Annotated in this window: 10 protein-coding genes; 9 read left to right on the forward strand and 1 reads right to left on the reverse strand. The window is 44.0% G+C overall.

All coding sequences use genetic code 11. From position 1 onward, the window contains the following. Positions 1-2: 2 nt before the first annotated feature. From L8S15_RS08900 to tldD, 9 genes are all read left to right on the forward strand, one after another. The gene (locus tag L8S15_RS08900) at positions 3-3,941 is read left to right on the forward strand and encodes a DUF6701 domain-containing protein (RefSeq protein ID WP_280572729.1); all 3,939 of its coding nucleotides are present in this window, start codon (positions 3-5) and stop codon (positions 3,939-3,941) included. A 150-nt stretch (positions 3,942-4,091) separates the two neighbouring features. After that, positions 4,092-5,135, forward strand: a complete 1,044-nt coding sequence (locus L8S15_RS08905; RefSeq protein WP_010434366.1) for a rod shape-determining protein — start codon at positions 4,092-4,094, stop codon at positions 5,133-5,135. A gap of 94 nt (positions 5,136-5,229) precedes the next feature. Further along, a complete protein-coding gene (gene mreC / locus L8S15_RS08910; protein ID WP_010434369.1) occupies positions 5,230-6,117 on the forward strand; it encodes a rod shape-determining protein MreC in 888 nt (295 codons plus the stop codon). Next, the gene (mreD, locus tag L8S15_RS08915; RefSeq protein WP_010434372.1) at positions 6,107-6,595 is read left to right on the forward strand and encodes a rod shape-determining protein MreD; all 489 of its coding nucleotides are present in this window, start codon (positions 6,107-6,109) and stop codon (positions 6,593-6,595) included. Before mreC ends, mreD begins: the two co-directional genes overlap by 11 nt. 7 nt (positions 6,596-6,602) lie before the next feature. Continuing rightward, positions 6,603-7,289, forward strand: a complete 687-nt coding sequence (locus L8S15_RS08920; RefSeq protein ID WP_016789720.1) for a Maf family protein — start codon at positions 6,603-6,605, stop codon at positions 7,287-7,289. A gap of 20 nt (positions 7,290-7,309) precedes the next feature. Further along, a complete protein-coding gene (rng, locus tag L8S15_RS08925) occupies positions 7,310-8,779 on the forward strand; it encodes a ribonuclease G (protein WP_010434379.1) in 1,470 nt (489 codons plus the stop codon). Positions 8,780-8,789: 10 nt separating this feature from the next. Further along, positions 8,790-12,662 (forward strand): YhdP family protein, encoded by a 3,873-nt coding sequence (locus L8S15_RS08930; RefSeq protein WP_016794289.1) that lies wholly within the window; start codon positions 8,790-8,792, stop codon positions 12,660-12,662. A 137-nt stretch (positions 12,663-12,799) separates the two neighbouring features. Further along, positions 12,800-13,612, forward strand: coding sequence for a carbon-nitrogen hydrolase family protein (locus tag L8S15_RS08935; protein ID WP_016795705.1), 813 nt, complete (start codon positions 12,800-12,802; stop codon positions 13,610-13,612). Between the two features lie 19 nt (positions 13,613-13,631). Next, positions 13,632-15,077 carry a metalloprotease TldD gene (tldD, locus tag L8S15_RS08940; RefSeq protein WP_280572737.1) on the forward strand — a complete coding sequence of 482 codons (1,446 nt, stop codon included), beginning with the start codon at positions 13,632-13,634 and terminating at the stop codon, positions 15,075-15,077. Between the two features lie 110 nt (positions 15,078-15,187). Here tldD and L8S15_RS08945 read toward each other — a convergent pair whose 3' ends face one another. Further along, on the reverse strand, positions 15,188-16,567 hold the full coding sequence (locus tag L8S15_RS08945; protein WP_010434391.1) for a PhoH family protein: 1,380 nt from the start codon (positions 16,565-16,567) through the stop codon (positions 15,188-15,190). Positions 16,568-16,571: the final 4 nt, after the last annotated feature.

Raw genomic sequence — 16,571 nt, forward strand, 5'->3', positions numbered from 1 at the left:
CGATGATAAAGCATTTCTCTGTATTATTAGTTGCGCTTTTTTTATCACCATTAGTTCAAGCTAATGTTAATACCAACCCTCAATTTGAGTTTGGTACGGTTCCTGCCGATAAATGTGATATATCCGGACCAACAGTAGAGTGTGTCATTGAGTTTGAAAACACCTATGATTCAGCGCCTTTGGTGTTTGTCATGTCAACGGTTAATGCGAGTCGTTCAAACTTTGATAGTAAGACGACAGAATACCCTTCTGATCTCCGAGTTTGGTCTGTTTCATCGAGCCAGGCAACAATAAAGCAACTACTTCCACCCCATGATGCGGCATGTGTTCGCTTGAAACAGAATAACAATGGGCAGTGGCGATGCAGCACCAATACCAACGATCCTTTAGTGGAGTACGTTGATGCTCCGATGGAAAATATCGACTATTTGGTCATTGAACCAGGCGTTCTGGAGTTTGATAGTGGGGCGAAATTAGTTGCAGGAACCATTGATTATAACCGTACTTATTCAAATGCTGGTGGTGGAGCTAATAATAGTAAATCGGTGCAATTCAGTGATTTTGGCTTGTCATCCAACTTTAGCTCTTCCCCAGGCGTTTTAGTACAGATTCAAAGCTTGAGCAATATGCAAGGTAGCGCTCCTGTTTGGTTAACCCCAATTGCTCTAAACCCGACAACAAGTACATTTAATCTAGTCCTCGATCGCTCAGAAGTTTCATCTAATGCTCAGCTTGCTAGTAATGAACAAGTTGCTTTTGTCGCAGGGCTAGGTGAAGGGTTTATAAATGGACAGAAATTTTGGCTTGGTCAAGGATCAACATCAAATACGCTGAATATCGATGATAGGGTTATCAAACCAATCACAGAAGGTTGTCAGCTTGTACAAAATTTTTCAGCTTCTGGTTTTTCGGGTATCCCGACATTGCTCGCGTCAAAGCGTACACGTAATGGTAACAATGGCGGCTGGCTGAGACGTTGTTCAGTATCGACAACGGGTGTTGCTTTAATTAACGAGGAAGACATGGCCCGAGATGATGAACGTGCGCATGTTGTAGAGCCTTATTCGTACTTTCTATTTGATAAGCCACCAACAAGTGAGATTTGTCAGTTATTTCCTTCACCAGTGCAGACGTGGCAGGGTAATTCTAATGCAGAGATAGCTTTTTGGACAAATAACGGTCATAGCTCGATTGAAGGTGCACCTTTATCTGGCGGAAAGAGATATATTGGTTTTGAACAATCAGATATCAATGAGTGGTCAACGGTCGATACGGCTTGTGACAATACAGAATGTTTTGGTGATGCTGGGCTCTTGGTAAATAAACAAGAATTAGAGAGTTTTCAGGCGCCAGATAGCGGTTTAGAAAATATAAGCGTTTGGGATGACGATATTGAATTTTCAAACAATGAGTCAATTGGAAAGCTAACTTTGGGTAATGGGTCTGTCACTTTTTATTCAGGTACATACTGGATTGAAAGTATAAATGTGAATAATAAGGGAAGAATAATTATACCAGATGGTCAAAAAGTTATCTTACATTTTAAAGCTCTCTCTCTGACCAACTCTGCTTTTTTAGGTGAGGAGGGAAGTGGCCAGTTGATCGCATTGGTTCATGACTTAGAAGGCTCGAACGTAGACTTTAATAGTGATTCAGAGTTCAAAGGGCTAATTTATAGCGAAGTACAAGTCGCTTTAAGTAACCAAGCTACAGTGTATGGTGCTGTAACGGCAAAAAGCATAACCATGAATGGGACCGCCAGAATAATTGCAACAGACAATCATTGTTTTCAACCTTCGGATGATTACGAGATAGAGATATCTCCCGCGACGGACTTAGCTTTGATGTGTGGCGACGATTCCCCTCAATTTACTATTAATACCTCTAACAATGGTGTGGGGGAAAGCCTAGGTGTTACCGTAGGTATTACGCCTGACGCTGATGAATTCGATGTTTCTTTGCTAAAAGGTTCAGGTGCTTACCCGAATTATGTTTCTAATAATGATGGCGAGTTGACAATACAAGTCACAGCCAAAAGTACGAGCAGCATTGATTTTGATACAAGTTATAAGCTAACCGCGATATTAGTCGAGGATTCTGACAAAGAGGTAGAAAGCCAGTTCAAGTTCGTACCATTTAAATTTTCTTTAGTGGATGGTGATAGTCCAACAAATCGCCTTGACGTTATTGCGGGGCAAGCTACTCCTACGGTAACTAAAGTTTTAGCCTGTGACCTAGGTGACTCTATTGTAGTTGCCGAAAACTATGTAGGAGAAGCCGAGAAGCAAGTAACCATTACTCATGAGCTGGATAATTCTTGGAATGGCTCTGATGGAACGTTAACTTACTTACCTGAATTCAAAAAAGGCAGCGCTGCAACTGACTTAACTATCTCTGAGTCAGGGCTTTTCAACGTCACTTTAAAAGATAGCAGTTTTGATTGTACTGGTTTCGCTGGTTGTCCTGATGATGGGAGTTACGATTTAGAAGGGAGCTTTTCTATTTATTCTCGCCCGTGGCAATTTGCGATCTGTACGGATAATAACTCTGATGGTAACAGCAGTAGTGGGGCAGCATTTGTTGCCGCCGGTGAGGCGTTTGATGTGTACGCTCGTCCAATAAAATATACTAACTCATATTCTGTTTGTGGCGATGATAACTTGTTGACGTACAATTACTTTAAGTCGACAGCAAGCGTGGAAGTTACAACGACTTTAGATACACCTCTAATTACGGTTTATCCTGACGCTAAGTTAGGTGATTTAACGCCTGAAACTCAGCTAATTAAACAAATTTCATCGAATGATCAGTCTAACAAAGGCTATAAATTTGAAAGTTTAAAATACTCAGAGGTGGGTAGTTTTAACTTTGTTGCAACTGAAACTGGCAGCTTCTACGGGAGTATCCTTGGCGGCTTTTCTGGCATTAAGTCTATTGGACGTTTTTATCCTAAATATTTTAAGGTTTATTTGGATGAGACAGTGTTTCCACCATTAGTCACTGATTGGTTATACCCAAGTTCTCAAAATTTCACATATATGAATCAGCCTTTTGGTGTGGATGAGTTTTACGTAGAGGCATTGAACGAAAATAGAGATAGCGTGAAAAACTATGTGTATTTTCACTCTGATCTTCAGGCTGATTTAGTACTTGACCAAATTGATTCTAACGGTCTATTTTCGGGACGTTTTGTTGCGGCAAATCAGTTAACAGGAAGTTGGCCTGGAAAAGCAGGTACAGCACGTTTAGTTAATGGTAAAAGTGTAGGGAAGTTTAGTCATTCGATAGGAAGTACTTGTAGTAGTAGCTTGTGTTGGAGCAAGAAAATAGCAGCACAGAAGTATGAAGATGGTCCTTTCAATCTGAATGAAGTGGGTCAAGATACCTCAATTAGTATCGCGGCTCCTATATCTACAGGAAGTAATGAAGACCCGATAGCATTTTTCAATCTAGATGATCAAAGGTTAGATGTGCAGCCCGATATTCGCTTTGGTCGAATAGATCTAGACGATGTTGGTGGTAATTCAGGATCAACAATTGCTATTCCTCTAAGAGCAGAGTATTGGAATGGCAGCCGCTTTGTTCTCAATGAAGATGATAATGCTACAAACGTCGAAGCTTCTACGAGTGCTAGCGATGTTGTTTGGTCTGAATATGGCGGCGTCACCACGACAGTAACATTCGATAATGGCGGCCAAGTCTCTGGTGGAGAGTCTCGTAACCTGACGGCTTCTCAAGGCGATGACGTAAGCATCCGTGAACAAGTGCAGTTGTGGCAAAATATGGATGATATTCCATGGCTCAGATACGATTGGGATAGCGATAAGGTTTCGGATGAGGTAAATGGAGAGCAGGATCCCTCAACCGTCGTCACATTTGGTATCTACCGCGGTAACGATCGTGTGATCTACCGAGGGGAAAGTGGCTTAACAGGTCAGTAATAATATAATTTTTGCCCCTTAAGTTAGGAATCTGTAAGAAATTGCGGGTTTCAGTCCATGTTTGTACTTCAATGCCTTGCCGTAACAGCAAGGCATTGGTACATTTAGTGCAATTTTTGTCTTCTAATTCTTGCAGGATGAGCGAAGAATATGTTTAAAAAACTTCGTGGCATGTTTTCAAACGACCTATCGATTGATTTAGGTACTGCCAATACCCTTATATATGTAAAAGGCCAAGGCATTGTTCTTGATGAGCCTTCTGTTGTCGCTATTCGCCAAGATCGTACAGGGTCTGCAAAGAGTGTCGCTGCTGTTGGTCATGCTGCTAAGCAAATGCTTGGTCGTACGCCAGGTAACATTTCAGCGATCCGTCCAATGAAAGACGGCGTAATTGCCGACTTTTACGTAACGGAAAAAATGCTTCAGCACTTTATTAAGCAAGTGCATGACAACAGTGTTCTTAAACCAAGCCCTCGTGTCTTGGTTTGCGTTCCTTGTGGTTCAACACAGGTTGAGCGTCGTGCCATCCGTGAGTCAGCGCTAGGCGCTGGTGCTCGTGAGGTTTATCTAATCGATGAGCCAATGGCTGCGGCGATTGGTGCTGGCCTGCGCGTTTCTGAGCCAACAGGTTCAATGGTGGTTGATATCGGTGGTGGTACGACTGAAGTTGCGGTTATCTCATTAAATGGTGTGGTTTACTCTTCTTCTGTTCGTATTGGTGGTGACCGTTTTGATGAAGCTATCATCAACTACGTTCGTCGTAACTACGGTAGCTTGATTGGTGAAGCAACGGCAGAAAAGATCAAACACGAAATCGGCTCAGCTTACCCTGGCGATGAAGTACAAGAGATCGAAGTACGTGGCCGTAACTTAGCGGAAGGCGTGCCTCGTAGCTTTAGCCTGAACTCAAACGAAATTCTTGAAGCGCTTCAAGAGCCGCTATCAGGTATCGTATCTGCTGTCATGGTTGCACTAGAACAATGTCCGCCAGAGCTTGCTTCTGATATATCAGAGAACGGTATGGTGCTGACTGGTGGTGGTGCACTGCTTAAAGACCTTGATCGTCTGCTAACGGAAGAAACAGGTATCCCTGTTGTTGTTGCAGAAGAGCCACTAACGTGTGTTGCTCTAGGTGGCGGTAAAGCCCTAGAGATGATCGACATGCACGGCGGCGACCTGTTCAGCGAAGAATAATATCTAGTGTTAGGCTCTTTTATTATCTAGTTTTATGTAAAGAGCCTAGGACCTTGTCTATAGGATCAAATGTAGCTCTAGGACCAAATATAGAATGAAGCCAATTTTTGGTAGAGGTCCCTCTCTACAATTGCGCCTGTTTTTTGCTGTAATTTTATCAGCCAGCCTTATGCTGGCTGATAGTCGTTTAGATGCTTTCTCAAATGTCCGCTATCTATTGAACAGCATGGTTGCCCCAATTCAATACGCAGCCAACTTACCTCGCACTATGTTCGATGGTGTCTACGACCGTTTTAGTACTCGTAAAGGACTAATCGAATCCAACCATAATATTAAACGAGAAGTCTTGCGTCTAAAAAGCGAGCTGATTCTGCTTGAGCAATACCAAGAAGAAAACAAGCGCCTTCGTAAGCTATTAGGATCTCCGTTTATCCGTGATGAAAAGAAAGTCGTCACAGAAGTTATGGCGGTAGATACTTCACCCTATCGTCATCAAGTTGTGATCGATAAAGGTCAGATTGATGGGGTGTATGAAGGTCAACCGGTGATCAACGAAAAAGGCATTGTCGGCCAAGTGACTTTTGTCGCTGCTCACAATAGCCGTGTCCTGTTACTGACTGACGCAAACAATGCGATTCCTGTTCAAGTCATTCGTAATGATATTCGAGTGATCGCTTCCGGTAATGGCATGATTGATGAGATTCAACTAGAACACATTCCAACCAGTACTGATATTCAAGAAGAAGACTTGTTGGTGACATCGGGTTTAGGCGGGGTTTATCCTGAAGGCTACCCTGTGGCTTATGTTTCTTCAGTCGATTATGACCCGAAACGTGAATTTGCGGTTATTAAAGCAGAGCCTGTGGTTGAGTTTGATAAGCTCAGGTACTTATTGCTTGTTTGGCCTGATGAAAACAAACAGATGCAAGCGGATCAAATCAGCATTAAACAAGTATTGTTAGAGGGTGAAGATGGCCAATAGCGTTTTAAGAAGCAAAGTAGTAATTGGTTGCTCATTTTTGATCGCGCTTATTCTGCAAACCATTCCTTGGCCCGGTAGCTTAGATCTATTTCGACCGTCATGGTTGTTACTGGTGACGTGTTATTGGGTTCTTGCTCTGCCACACCGTGTTAACGTGGGTAGTGCTTTGATTTTGGGCCTATTGTGGGACCTATTGATTGGTTCAACATTGGGTATTCGTGGAATGATGATGGCAATAGTGATGTACATTATTGCGCTTAACTTCCTCGTGATACGTAACATGGCGCTATGGCAACAAGCCATGATCATTGCGGCGTTGACGGTATTGTTTGAAGTGTTGATCTTCTTTGGTGAATATTTGATCCAAGATGTCGTTTTCAATCCATTATCGTTATGGAGCGCATTGATAAACTGTATACTTTGGCCTTGGATGTTTTTATTAATGAGACGTGTGCGTCGCCATTGGCATGTGAGGTAGTATGACGATGGAAAAGAAACATTTAGTTTTGGCATCCGGTTCTCCACGCCGCAAAGAATTGCTATCGCAACTTGGTTATGAGTTTTCTGTCCTCGTAACCGATGTTGAAGAGTGTAAACATGCCCAAGAAACCGCCGAAGAATATGTTAAGCGACTATCTTTAGATAAAGCCTTAGCAGCGTTGTCTTTATTGAAAGATAACCCTTCTGAAAAGCAGAATGTCATTTCTAGTTCTGATACTGTAGATCCTAGTTTTGATAATGCAGCTGTTGGCTCTGAGATCGTCGATCTTAGCTCTGAAGCTGTTTCTCTTGATTCTGAAACAGTGGTTCTTGGTTCTGACACAGTTGTCGTTAGCCAAGGGCAAGTGCTCGAGAAGCCCACTAATTTTGCCGACTCTAAGCGCATGCTTACTCAGTTAGCGAATGATCGTCACCAAGTGATGACGGCCGTTTCTGTGGTGTCGGAAGAAAAACAAAGAACAGAAATCATTATTACCGACGTATGGTTTAAACCCCTCAGTGAAAAAGAAATAGAACAATACTGGCAAACAGGGGAGCCATGCGATAAAGCCGGTAGCTATGGAATCCAAGGTTTGGGCGGACGCTTTGTTACCCGAATTGAAGGTAGTTATTACGCCGTTGTCGGCTTACCTTTATTTGAAACGGACCAGCTACTGCAAGAATTCTTATAATTACTAATCTGAGGTGCACCATGAGTGCTGAATTGTTGCTGAACGTGACCCCGAGTGAAACTCGTGTGGCCATGATTGAAGGGGGGGCTCTTCAAGAGATCCATGTCGAACGAGATGCTCGACGCGGTATCGTAGGAAATATCTATAAAGGACGTGTAAGCCGTGTACTTCCGGGAATGCAGGCGGCTTTTGTGGATATAGGCCTTGAAAAAGCAGCTTTTTTGCACGCCTCTGATATTGTTCCACACACTGAATGTGTTGCTGAAAACGAAAAGAAGCAATTTCAGGTTCGTGATATTTCAGAGCTTGTCCGTCAAGGACAAGACATTGTGGTTCAAGTCGTCAAAGATCCTCTTGGTACCAAAGGTGCCCGCTTAACCACTGATATTACTTTGCCATCTCGCTATCTGGTCTTTATGCCTGGTGCAAGTCATGTTGGCGTATCTCAGCGAATTGAAAGTGAGTCTGAACGTAATCGTCTTAAAAAAGTCGTGTCTCGTTACTGTGACGAACATGGTGGCTTTATCATCCGTACCGCAGCAGAAGGTGCAGATTCGAATGAGTTGGCTCAAGATGCGGCATTCTTAAAGCGACTATGGCTAAAAGTATTAGAGCGTCGTGGTAAGCACAAAGCTCGTACACGCTTGTACGGTGAGCTGTGCCTAAGCCAACGTATTTTGCGTGACTTCGTTGGTACTGAGTTGAGTAAGATTCAGGTCGATTCTCGTCTAGAGTATGAAAATCTTAAAGAGTTTACTTCTGAGTACGTGCCAGAGCTGACTGACAAGCTTGAGCTGTATGAAGGCGATAAGCCTATCTTTGATATGTACGATACCGAAAACGAAATTCAACGTTCATTGGATCGTAAAGTCGAATTAAAATCTGGTGGATATCTGATTATCGACCAAACGGAAGCGATGACCACTGTCGACATTAACACTGGCGCATTTGTTGGTCGTCGTAATCTAGAAGAAACCATTTTCAATACCAACGTAGAGGCGACTCAAGCGATAGCTCGACAACTGCGTCTGCGTAACTTAGGTGGCATCATCATTATCGACTTTATTGATATGTTGTCTGAGGAACATCGTAAGCGAGTACTAACTTCATTAGAAGCTGCGCTAGACAAAGATCGCGTGAAAACCAATATTAATGGCTTCACACAGCTTGGTTTGGTGGAGATGACTCGTAAACGTACTCGTGAAAGTATTGAGCATATTCTGTGTTCAAGCTGCCCCGCTTGTGAAGGCCGCGGCAGCGTGAAAACAGTCGAAACGGTTTGTTATGAAATACTTCGAGAGATCACGCGCGTGAATCGTGCCTACGACGCCGATAAGTTCGTTGTCTATGCCGCAGCCGCAGTCGCTGAGGCGTTAGAGGGCGATGAATCTCATGCGCTTGCTGAGCTTGAAGTCTTTATTGGTAAACAAGTCAAAATCCAGGCTGAGCCTCTGTACATACAAGAGCAGTTTGATGTTGTTATGATGTAATGGATATTTTGTGAGCTCAAGCGCTACTCTGATTCTTCGTGCATGTTTATGGTTAGTGGTTACTCTCTTAGTAACGCTAGCCATTGCCGTGACTACACTTCGTGTAGCCTTACCTAATTTAAACAAATATCAATCTGAAATTGAGGTTTGGGTAAATCAACATTCCGGTTTTGAATTCTCCATTCAAGATGTGGGCGGTTTTTGGCGCAACACTCACCCTTCTATAGCTTTACAAGGTGTTAAAGCCAGCCTTCCTAATGCAGAAGATGTCACTTTCTCTGTTGAGCGTGTTGAAGTTGAGTTTGACTTGATTCAATCGTTCGTTCAGATGCGTCCGGTTGTGGCCGATCTGGTCATGAACCAAATGTATCTTGATATCCGATCTATTGATCTGTTTGCTGGTCAAAACGGCCAACAGAAACCGAAAAAGTCGAATTCTTCAAAGCGGGTTATACAGGAACTGGATAATCTACTCCTGAAAACTTTAGTGGATGTGACGGCTAAAGACTCAACCCTTTTATACCGTGCAATCTCTGATGAAGAACGTCAACTCGACATAGAAACTTTAAAATGGCAAAACTCAGGTAAACACCACCTTGCAGAAGGTGTGGTGAGTATTAAAGATGCCAACTTAAACTCCCTGTCAGTGAGTGCTAACTTTGTTGATGGTGGCTCGCTGACCGATATGTCGGGTGAGTTCTATGTGAGCGCGGATAGCATCTCGATAAAACCTTGGTTAACGCGTTACATGCAGGCAGAGTCCGGTGTGGAAACGGGTACGGTGAGCCTTAATAGTTGGTTAACTCTGAAAAACAGTAAGCCAGTGAGCGCTTACGTTGAGGTATTACCTTCTGAACTGACTTGGAATGAAGACGGGCGCCACGATTTGATGATTGAATCTGGCGTGTTTAAACTTTCTCCGTTGGAAAATGGCTGGCAAGTGAATGGTCACTCACTTAACTTAAGAACCGATGACACGCCTTGGCCAGAACTCGATGTTGCATTCAAATGGAACAAAGGTCCGTGGCAACTCAACGTTTCTGAGTTGGATATTGCCACCATTACTCCGCTAATTAAGTTGTTGCCTGATTCCGAGCAATCCACTCAAATGATTAATTCGTTGGCTCCAGGCGGTTTGGTTTCTGATATTCGCGTCTCCATGGATTCAGGCATCGAAAGCTTGCGTTATTCTGCAAGTTTTTCTGATATGGCTATCGAGCAATGGGAGTTAGTTCCAGGCTTTAGCCAAGTGTCAGGCAGTGTTTTTGGTTCAGCATCTGAAGCGAAAGCCAGCTTGCATGTTATTGATGATGTGTTTCCTTATGGTGATGTTTTCCAAGCCCCTCTAAATATCAAACAAGGTCAGGTTGACATTGTTTGGCAGCAGGATGAAAACGGCTGGAAGCTTTGGTCGGATAAAATCACGGCAGCAACGCCAGATTTACAAGTTCTCGGCGCATTTCGTTTAGATTTTCCAAATGACGCAAGCCCTTATCTTTCTTTTTATGGTGAAGCGGACGCTTACAATGTCGGTGAAACCTGGCGTTATTTACCGACATTGGCACTTGGCCAAGACTTAACTGATTACCTTTCCACGGCGATTCAAGCCGGTAAAGCCGACACCGTTAAATTACTTTGGCATGGTGAATTAGCTCAATATCCGTATACCAATCATGATGGTATTTTCCAAGTTTGGGTTGGGTTAGAAAACGCGAAATTTAGTTTTGATACCGGCTGGCCTTTGATTACCGATCTTCAGCTTGATCTGTTATTTGAAAATGATGCGATGCACTTGGATTCTCGCTCAGCTCAATTAATGGATGTCACTGCAGATCGTATTACGGGGCGTATTCCTTATTTAGGTCAAGGCGGCCATATTGAAATTGAAGCGAAAGCAACCGCGTCTGGCAATGCGGTACGTGATTACATGACAGCTTCTCCACTCGTCGATTCAGTCGGGGCTGCCTTAACGGCGCTTCAAGTGAGTGGCGATGTGTCATCCGAGTTTCAGCTTAATATTCCGTTTGATTCTGAAAAGGAAGCAAGAGCGTGGGGCTATGCTGATCTCAATGGTAACCATGTCGAGATTGAAGCTCCGCCGATGGTACTTGAAAACACCACTGGACGTATTGAGTTTGATAATGATGTAGTGACGGCGAATGGCCTTGCTGCAGATTTACTTAAACAGGGTATCTCTCTTGATTTCAAAGGCTTGAATGATGGCCCGGGCTACGCGGTTGATATCGATGTTCTAGGCGATTGGGATGTTAAACCTCTAGAGCCTTACATTGGTGAACAGTGGCTAAGCCGTTTGTCTGGCCATGCTCAGTGGCAAAGCCAAATTGATATTCAGCTTAACGATATCGGTTTTAGTTACCAATTGGATTTGCAGTCAGATCTTAAGTATTTGGCCAGTGATTATCCATATCCATTGGCGAAAAAGTCATTAGAAAGTGGCTCTGCAAGGTTACAAGCCTCGGGCAACCAAGAAGCGATTACTGCACGTTTACAGCTCCCTAGTACCAAATATCAAGCTGAAATTGATATCACAGGTGATGTTCCTCAGTTAACGGCGACCAATTTAGTGCTTGGTCGAGGAGGTTACAAAATTAGCCCTGTCGTTGGCCATCATGCATTAATTCGTACTGATAAGTTCAATGCTGATGATTGGTTATCGGTCGTGATGGAGCCTGTGAAGCCTTCAAACGCCGTGCTCAGTCAAATGAATACTCCAACAATTCCTGCGCCAAGCCGTGTTACGTTCGAGAGTAAGGAGCTAATTTTAGGTGGCATTCCTTGGAATGATGTCGACTTTAGTGCTCGTAAAAACAAACAAGCATGGCAAATGGAAGTCTCTAGCCAAGAGATCGAAGGAGATATTAATTATCTGCCTCCTTACGATTTAACGGTTTCATTAGATCGTTTACATTTGTTTGTTCCAGAGTGGAGCGATCAGAAAAACCAAGAGCAACTGCTACAACGTAAAGCGCAAGAAGCACCGTTGATCTCTGATTTGGATCGAGAGATCCACGATGCGATGCCGAACCTGAAGTTAACTTTGAACGACTTTTGGCTACAAGGTTACAAGGTTGGCAAGGTTGATGTTGAAGTGGCTAGGAACGAAGATCGGATAGAGTGGAATAAGATCCAGGTTCGAAGTGGTGGCAATAAAGCCGATATCAGCGGTTGGTGGGAACTGAATGGTGACAAGAGTCATTCATCGTTGGCTGTTGATGTAGAAGGTGAAAACAACAGTGAATTGATGGAACGATTCGGTATTACTTCAGGAATTCAAAAAGCACCATTCGCGTTGGAAGGTCAACTAAATTGGGATGGTTCGCCTTGGGGGATTAAAATGGATACCCTTGATGGCAACGTTAAAACCAAGTTTGGTAAAGGTATTATCTCGGATGTGAGCGGTGCGGCTCGTTTACTTGGCCTGTTTAGCCTAGATTCGATCATCCGCAAGATGCAGCTCGATTTCTCAGACGTGTTTGATAAAGGCATGGCGTTCAACAGCATCACAGGAACGGGTAAGATTCAAAATGGTATCTTTCTGACTAATGACTTAAACATGGATGCCGTTGCTGGTGAGATGAAGATCAAAGGTATCGCTAATCTTAATACCCGACAGGTGGATGCGGAAGTTAATTTTACCCCAGATATTACCTCTGGCATTCCTGTATTAACGGCCTTTGCGGTAACCCCTCAAACGGCGCTGTACGTATTAGCGGTGACTACGGTTATTTCTCCAGTTGTTGAAGTTTTTACCCAAGTTAATTATTCGGTAAAAGGACCATTGGATTCACCAACGGTGAGTGAGCTTTCTCGTAGCTCTGGTGAGTTTCAGTTACCCGAAAAGCTTAGGAAATTAGCTCAATAGTCGTGAATGCTTGAATAGCTCATACTCGAACAGGTCAATAGACAAATGAGCTAATACTTGAGTTGGTCAATACACTTGCTGATTAACATACGATAAACGCTGTTTTCTGAATCATAATGAATGGAGGAACTATACACATGGATTGTGTTGGGTTGATTCAAATGACATCAGGTCCTAGTCCTGAGTTAAACTTTGATTATCTTGTTCAAGAAGTAGAAAAGTGCAAAGCACTAGGGGCTAAGTGGGTAGTTTGCCCTGAAAATGCATTAGTTTTTGGCAGTAAAGCCGACTATCACCAGTATGCAGAGCCCTTAAATGATGGCCCGTTGCAGAAGAAAGTGTCTGAATTAGCTTCGTTTCATCAAATCTGGATTATTGTCGGTAGCATGCCGATAAGCACGATTGAAGGCGTGACTACAACAACATTGGTGATTGACGACTTTGGCTGCTTAGTTGCACATTACGATAAGTTACATATGTTTGATGTTGACGTGGCCGATGCGCACAAATGCTATCGAGAGTCCGATATTTTCACTCCGGGTGATCGCGTTGTGACGACGGAAACGCCTTTTGGTCGCTTAGGTTTGAGTATTTGTTATGATGTGCGCTTTCCGCACTTGTATTCAGAGCTACGCAAGCAAGGTGCGCAGATCATTATCGTACCGGCGGCGTTTACAGCAGTGACTGGTCAAGCGCATTGGGAAGCCTTATTAAGGTGTCGTGCGATCGAAACACAATCTTGGATTGTCGCGGTAGGACAAGGAGGTAAGCATCCTTGTCAAAGAGAAACATGGGGACACTCAATGGTGGTTGATCCATGGGGACGAGTGGTCGCACAATTAGACCAAGAGCCTAAAAGTATGGTGGTCGAAATAGACATATCCTGTTGTGAGTCAATTAGGCAAAATATGCCGATAACGCAACATTCTCGATTCACCAATCAATTTTAATTACAAATAAGAGCCATTTATGAGCATTAATCAAATTGAAGAAGCGCTACTGAACCCGACAGGGCTTACGGAGCAAAATATCGCAGATACATTGGCGAGCATTGCTACCCGCCAAATTGATTATGCTGATATCTATTTTCAGTCAAGCTGGCATGAATCCTTGGTGCTAGAAGACAGCATCATTAAAGACGGTTCTTTCAATATTGACTGCGGTGTTGGTGTGCGAGCGGTATCGGGTGAAAAAACTGGTTTTGCTTACTCTGATCAAATCCAACTAGACGGTCTTAAGCAGAGTGCGATTGCTGCGCGTGGTATCGCTAAGCAAGGTCAAAACGGCAAGGTACAGGCCTTCAAACGCAATTCTAACCAAGCTTATTACGATGCTGTTAACCCACTCGCTAGCTGGGAAAAACAACAAAAAACAGAATTACTCAAAGCGCTTGATGCTTATATTCGAACTAAAGAACCGATGGTTACTGAGGTTTCGGTGAGTTTAAGCGGTGTGCATGAGCAGATGCTGGTTGCTGCAACTGACGGCACTTATGCTGGTGATATTCGCCCGCTGGTTCGTTTGTCTATTAGTGTACTGGCACAAAAAGGCGATCGTCGTGAGCGCGGCAGTGCTGGCGGTGGTGGTCGTTTTGATTATGACTTCTTCCTAAGTGATGCTAATGGCTCTCAGGTTGCTTATCAATTTGCAGATGAAGCGATTCGCCAAGCTTTAGTTAACCTCGAAGCGGTTGCGGCACCTGCAGGTGCGATGCCTGTAGTATTAGGTTCTGGCTGGCCAGGCGTTTTACTGCATGAAGCGGTAGGCCACGGTTTAGAAGGCGACTTCAACCGTAAAGAGTCGTCAGTATTTTCTGGTAAAGTTGGCGAACAAGTTACATCAAGCCTATGTACGATCGTTGATGATGGTACATTGACTGACCTGCGCGGTTCATTGAACGTTGATGATGAAGGCGTTAATGGTCAGTACAACACGCTGATCGAAAATGGCATCCTAAAAGGTTACATGCAAGATAAGCTTAATGCTCGTTTAATGGATGTAGCACCTACGGGTAACGGTCGTCGTGAGTCTTACGCACATCTTCCGATGCCGCGTATGACAAACACTTACATGCTGCCGGGTGAGCACACACCGGAAGAGATCATTGCTACTGTTGAGAAAGGCATCTACGCGCCGAACTTCGGCGGTGGTCAGGTAGATATTACTTCTGGCAAGTTCGTGTTCTCAGCTTCTGAAGCGTACATGATTGAAAACGGCAAAATTACTCACCCAGTGAAAGGTGCAACGCTGATCGGTTCTGGTATTGAAGCGATGCAGCAAGTGTCTATGGTGGGTAACGACCTTAGCCTAGACCGTGGTGTGGGTGTGTGTGGTAAAGCAGGCCAAAGTGTCCCTGTTGGTGTTGGTCAACCAACATTGAAGCTAGACTCGCTAACGGTGGGTGGTACTGAGTAATTCAGAAGAATCTCTGCCAACTTACTTCAAAAGATTAAATTGAAAAGCGCCTCCAATGTGAGGCGCTTTTTGTTTTTAGATTACGGATTCAGTGTGAGTGTATCGAGTTGCTACATGTTCTCTTCGGCAAACTCTGCCAGTCGGCTACGTACCACGCCATTGAGGTGGATATTGGCACTGCCTTCGAAGTTTTTAAAACGCTCAACCATGTAGGTTAAACCTGAAGTCACAGGGGTTAAGTAGGAAGAATCTATTTGGGCTAGGTTTCCTGAACAGACAATCTTGGTGCCTTCACCACAGCGGGTGATGATGGTTTTGATTTGTGAAGCGGTTAGGTTTTGGCACTCGTCGAGAAGAACGAACGCATTTTGGATCGAGCGGCCACGCATAAAGTTGATCGATTTGAATTGGATATTGGCTTTATCACAGATGTATTTCATTGAGCCTTCTGTGCAATGATCATTTTTGTGTAGCGCCTCTAAGGTATCCGTTACTGCTGCTAACCATGGCAACATCTTTTCTTCCTCGGTTCCGGGAAGAAAGCCAATCGACTCGCCAATATCGGGCGTGTTTCGAGTTACGATGATCTTATCGAAATGTTTACGCTCAATGGTTTGCTCTAGCGCTGCAGCCATAGCTAACAGTGTCTTACCACTCCCTGCAGCCCCCGTTAGGATCACAAGGTCAATATCGGGATCGAGTAGGGCGTCGATCGCCATACCTTGATAGATGTTCTTAGGTGTAATATCCCATGCTCTTCGGTTCATCAACCGTTCACGACTAAGATCTCTCAGAGTGATGGTTTCGGTTTCAATCTCTTCGACCCGAGCGGCAAAGTCACTCTCCTCGTCAATCACATATTGGTTGAGAAAGGTTGGCTCGAAAGGTGCTCTTGCTAGAGTGTGTAACGTCTTTCCCCCTAGAGCCTTACTCTCGACATTATCAATGCCATCCCAAAATGCCCCTTCGAGTTGCTGAAAGCCTTTAGTCAGGTATTGGATATCATCGATCAATTGGTCTGTTTGATAATCTTCAACGAAGCGAACACCTGCGCCTTTGGCTCGCAAGCGCATGTTGATGTCTTTGGTGATGAGAACCACTTCACGTGGCGCGCGTTTGTTTTGAAGGTAGAGGACGGCGTTGAGGATTCGATTATCGCCTGCCTTATCATCAGCGAAGGCCTTAATGCTTTCTTGAAGTTCGTAGTCTGCGAGTATGGAAATACTGCCGGATGCGTTTATTTCTTTAGAGAAAGGAATGCCTTCCGAGATTTGATCGGGTGTGGCTTCCCTGAATAAATCTTCGAGCGTGCGAATCGCAATTCTCGCATCTCGAGCAACGTCTCTTTTACTGTCTTTGATTCTGTCGAGTTCTTCTAGCACGGTCATCGGGATAACGACATCGTGCTCTTGGAAAGAAAATATAGCGAAGGGTTCGTGAAGTAGGATATTGGTGTCTAAAACAAATAGCTTCCGGTTGGTCTCGCCCATAGCA

Source organism: Vibrio sp. S/42/10 (assembly GCF_029890535.1).
Taxonomy (GTDB): domain Bacteria; phylum Pseudomonadota; class Gammaproteobacteria; order Enterobacterales; family Vibrionaceae; genus Vibrio; species Vibrio cyclitrophicus.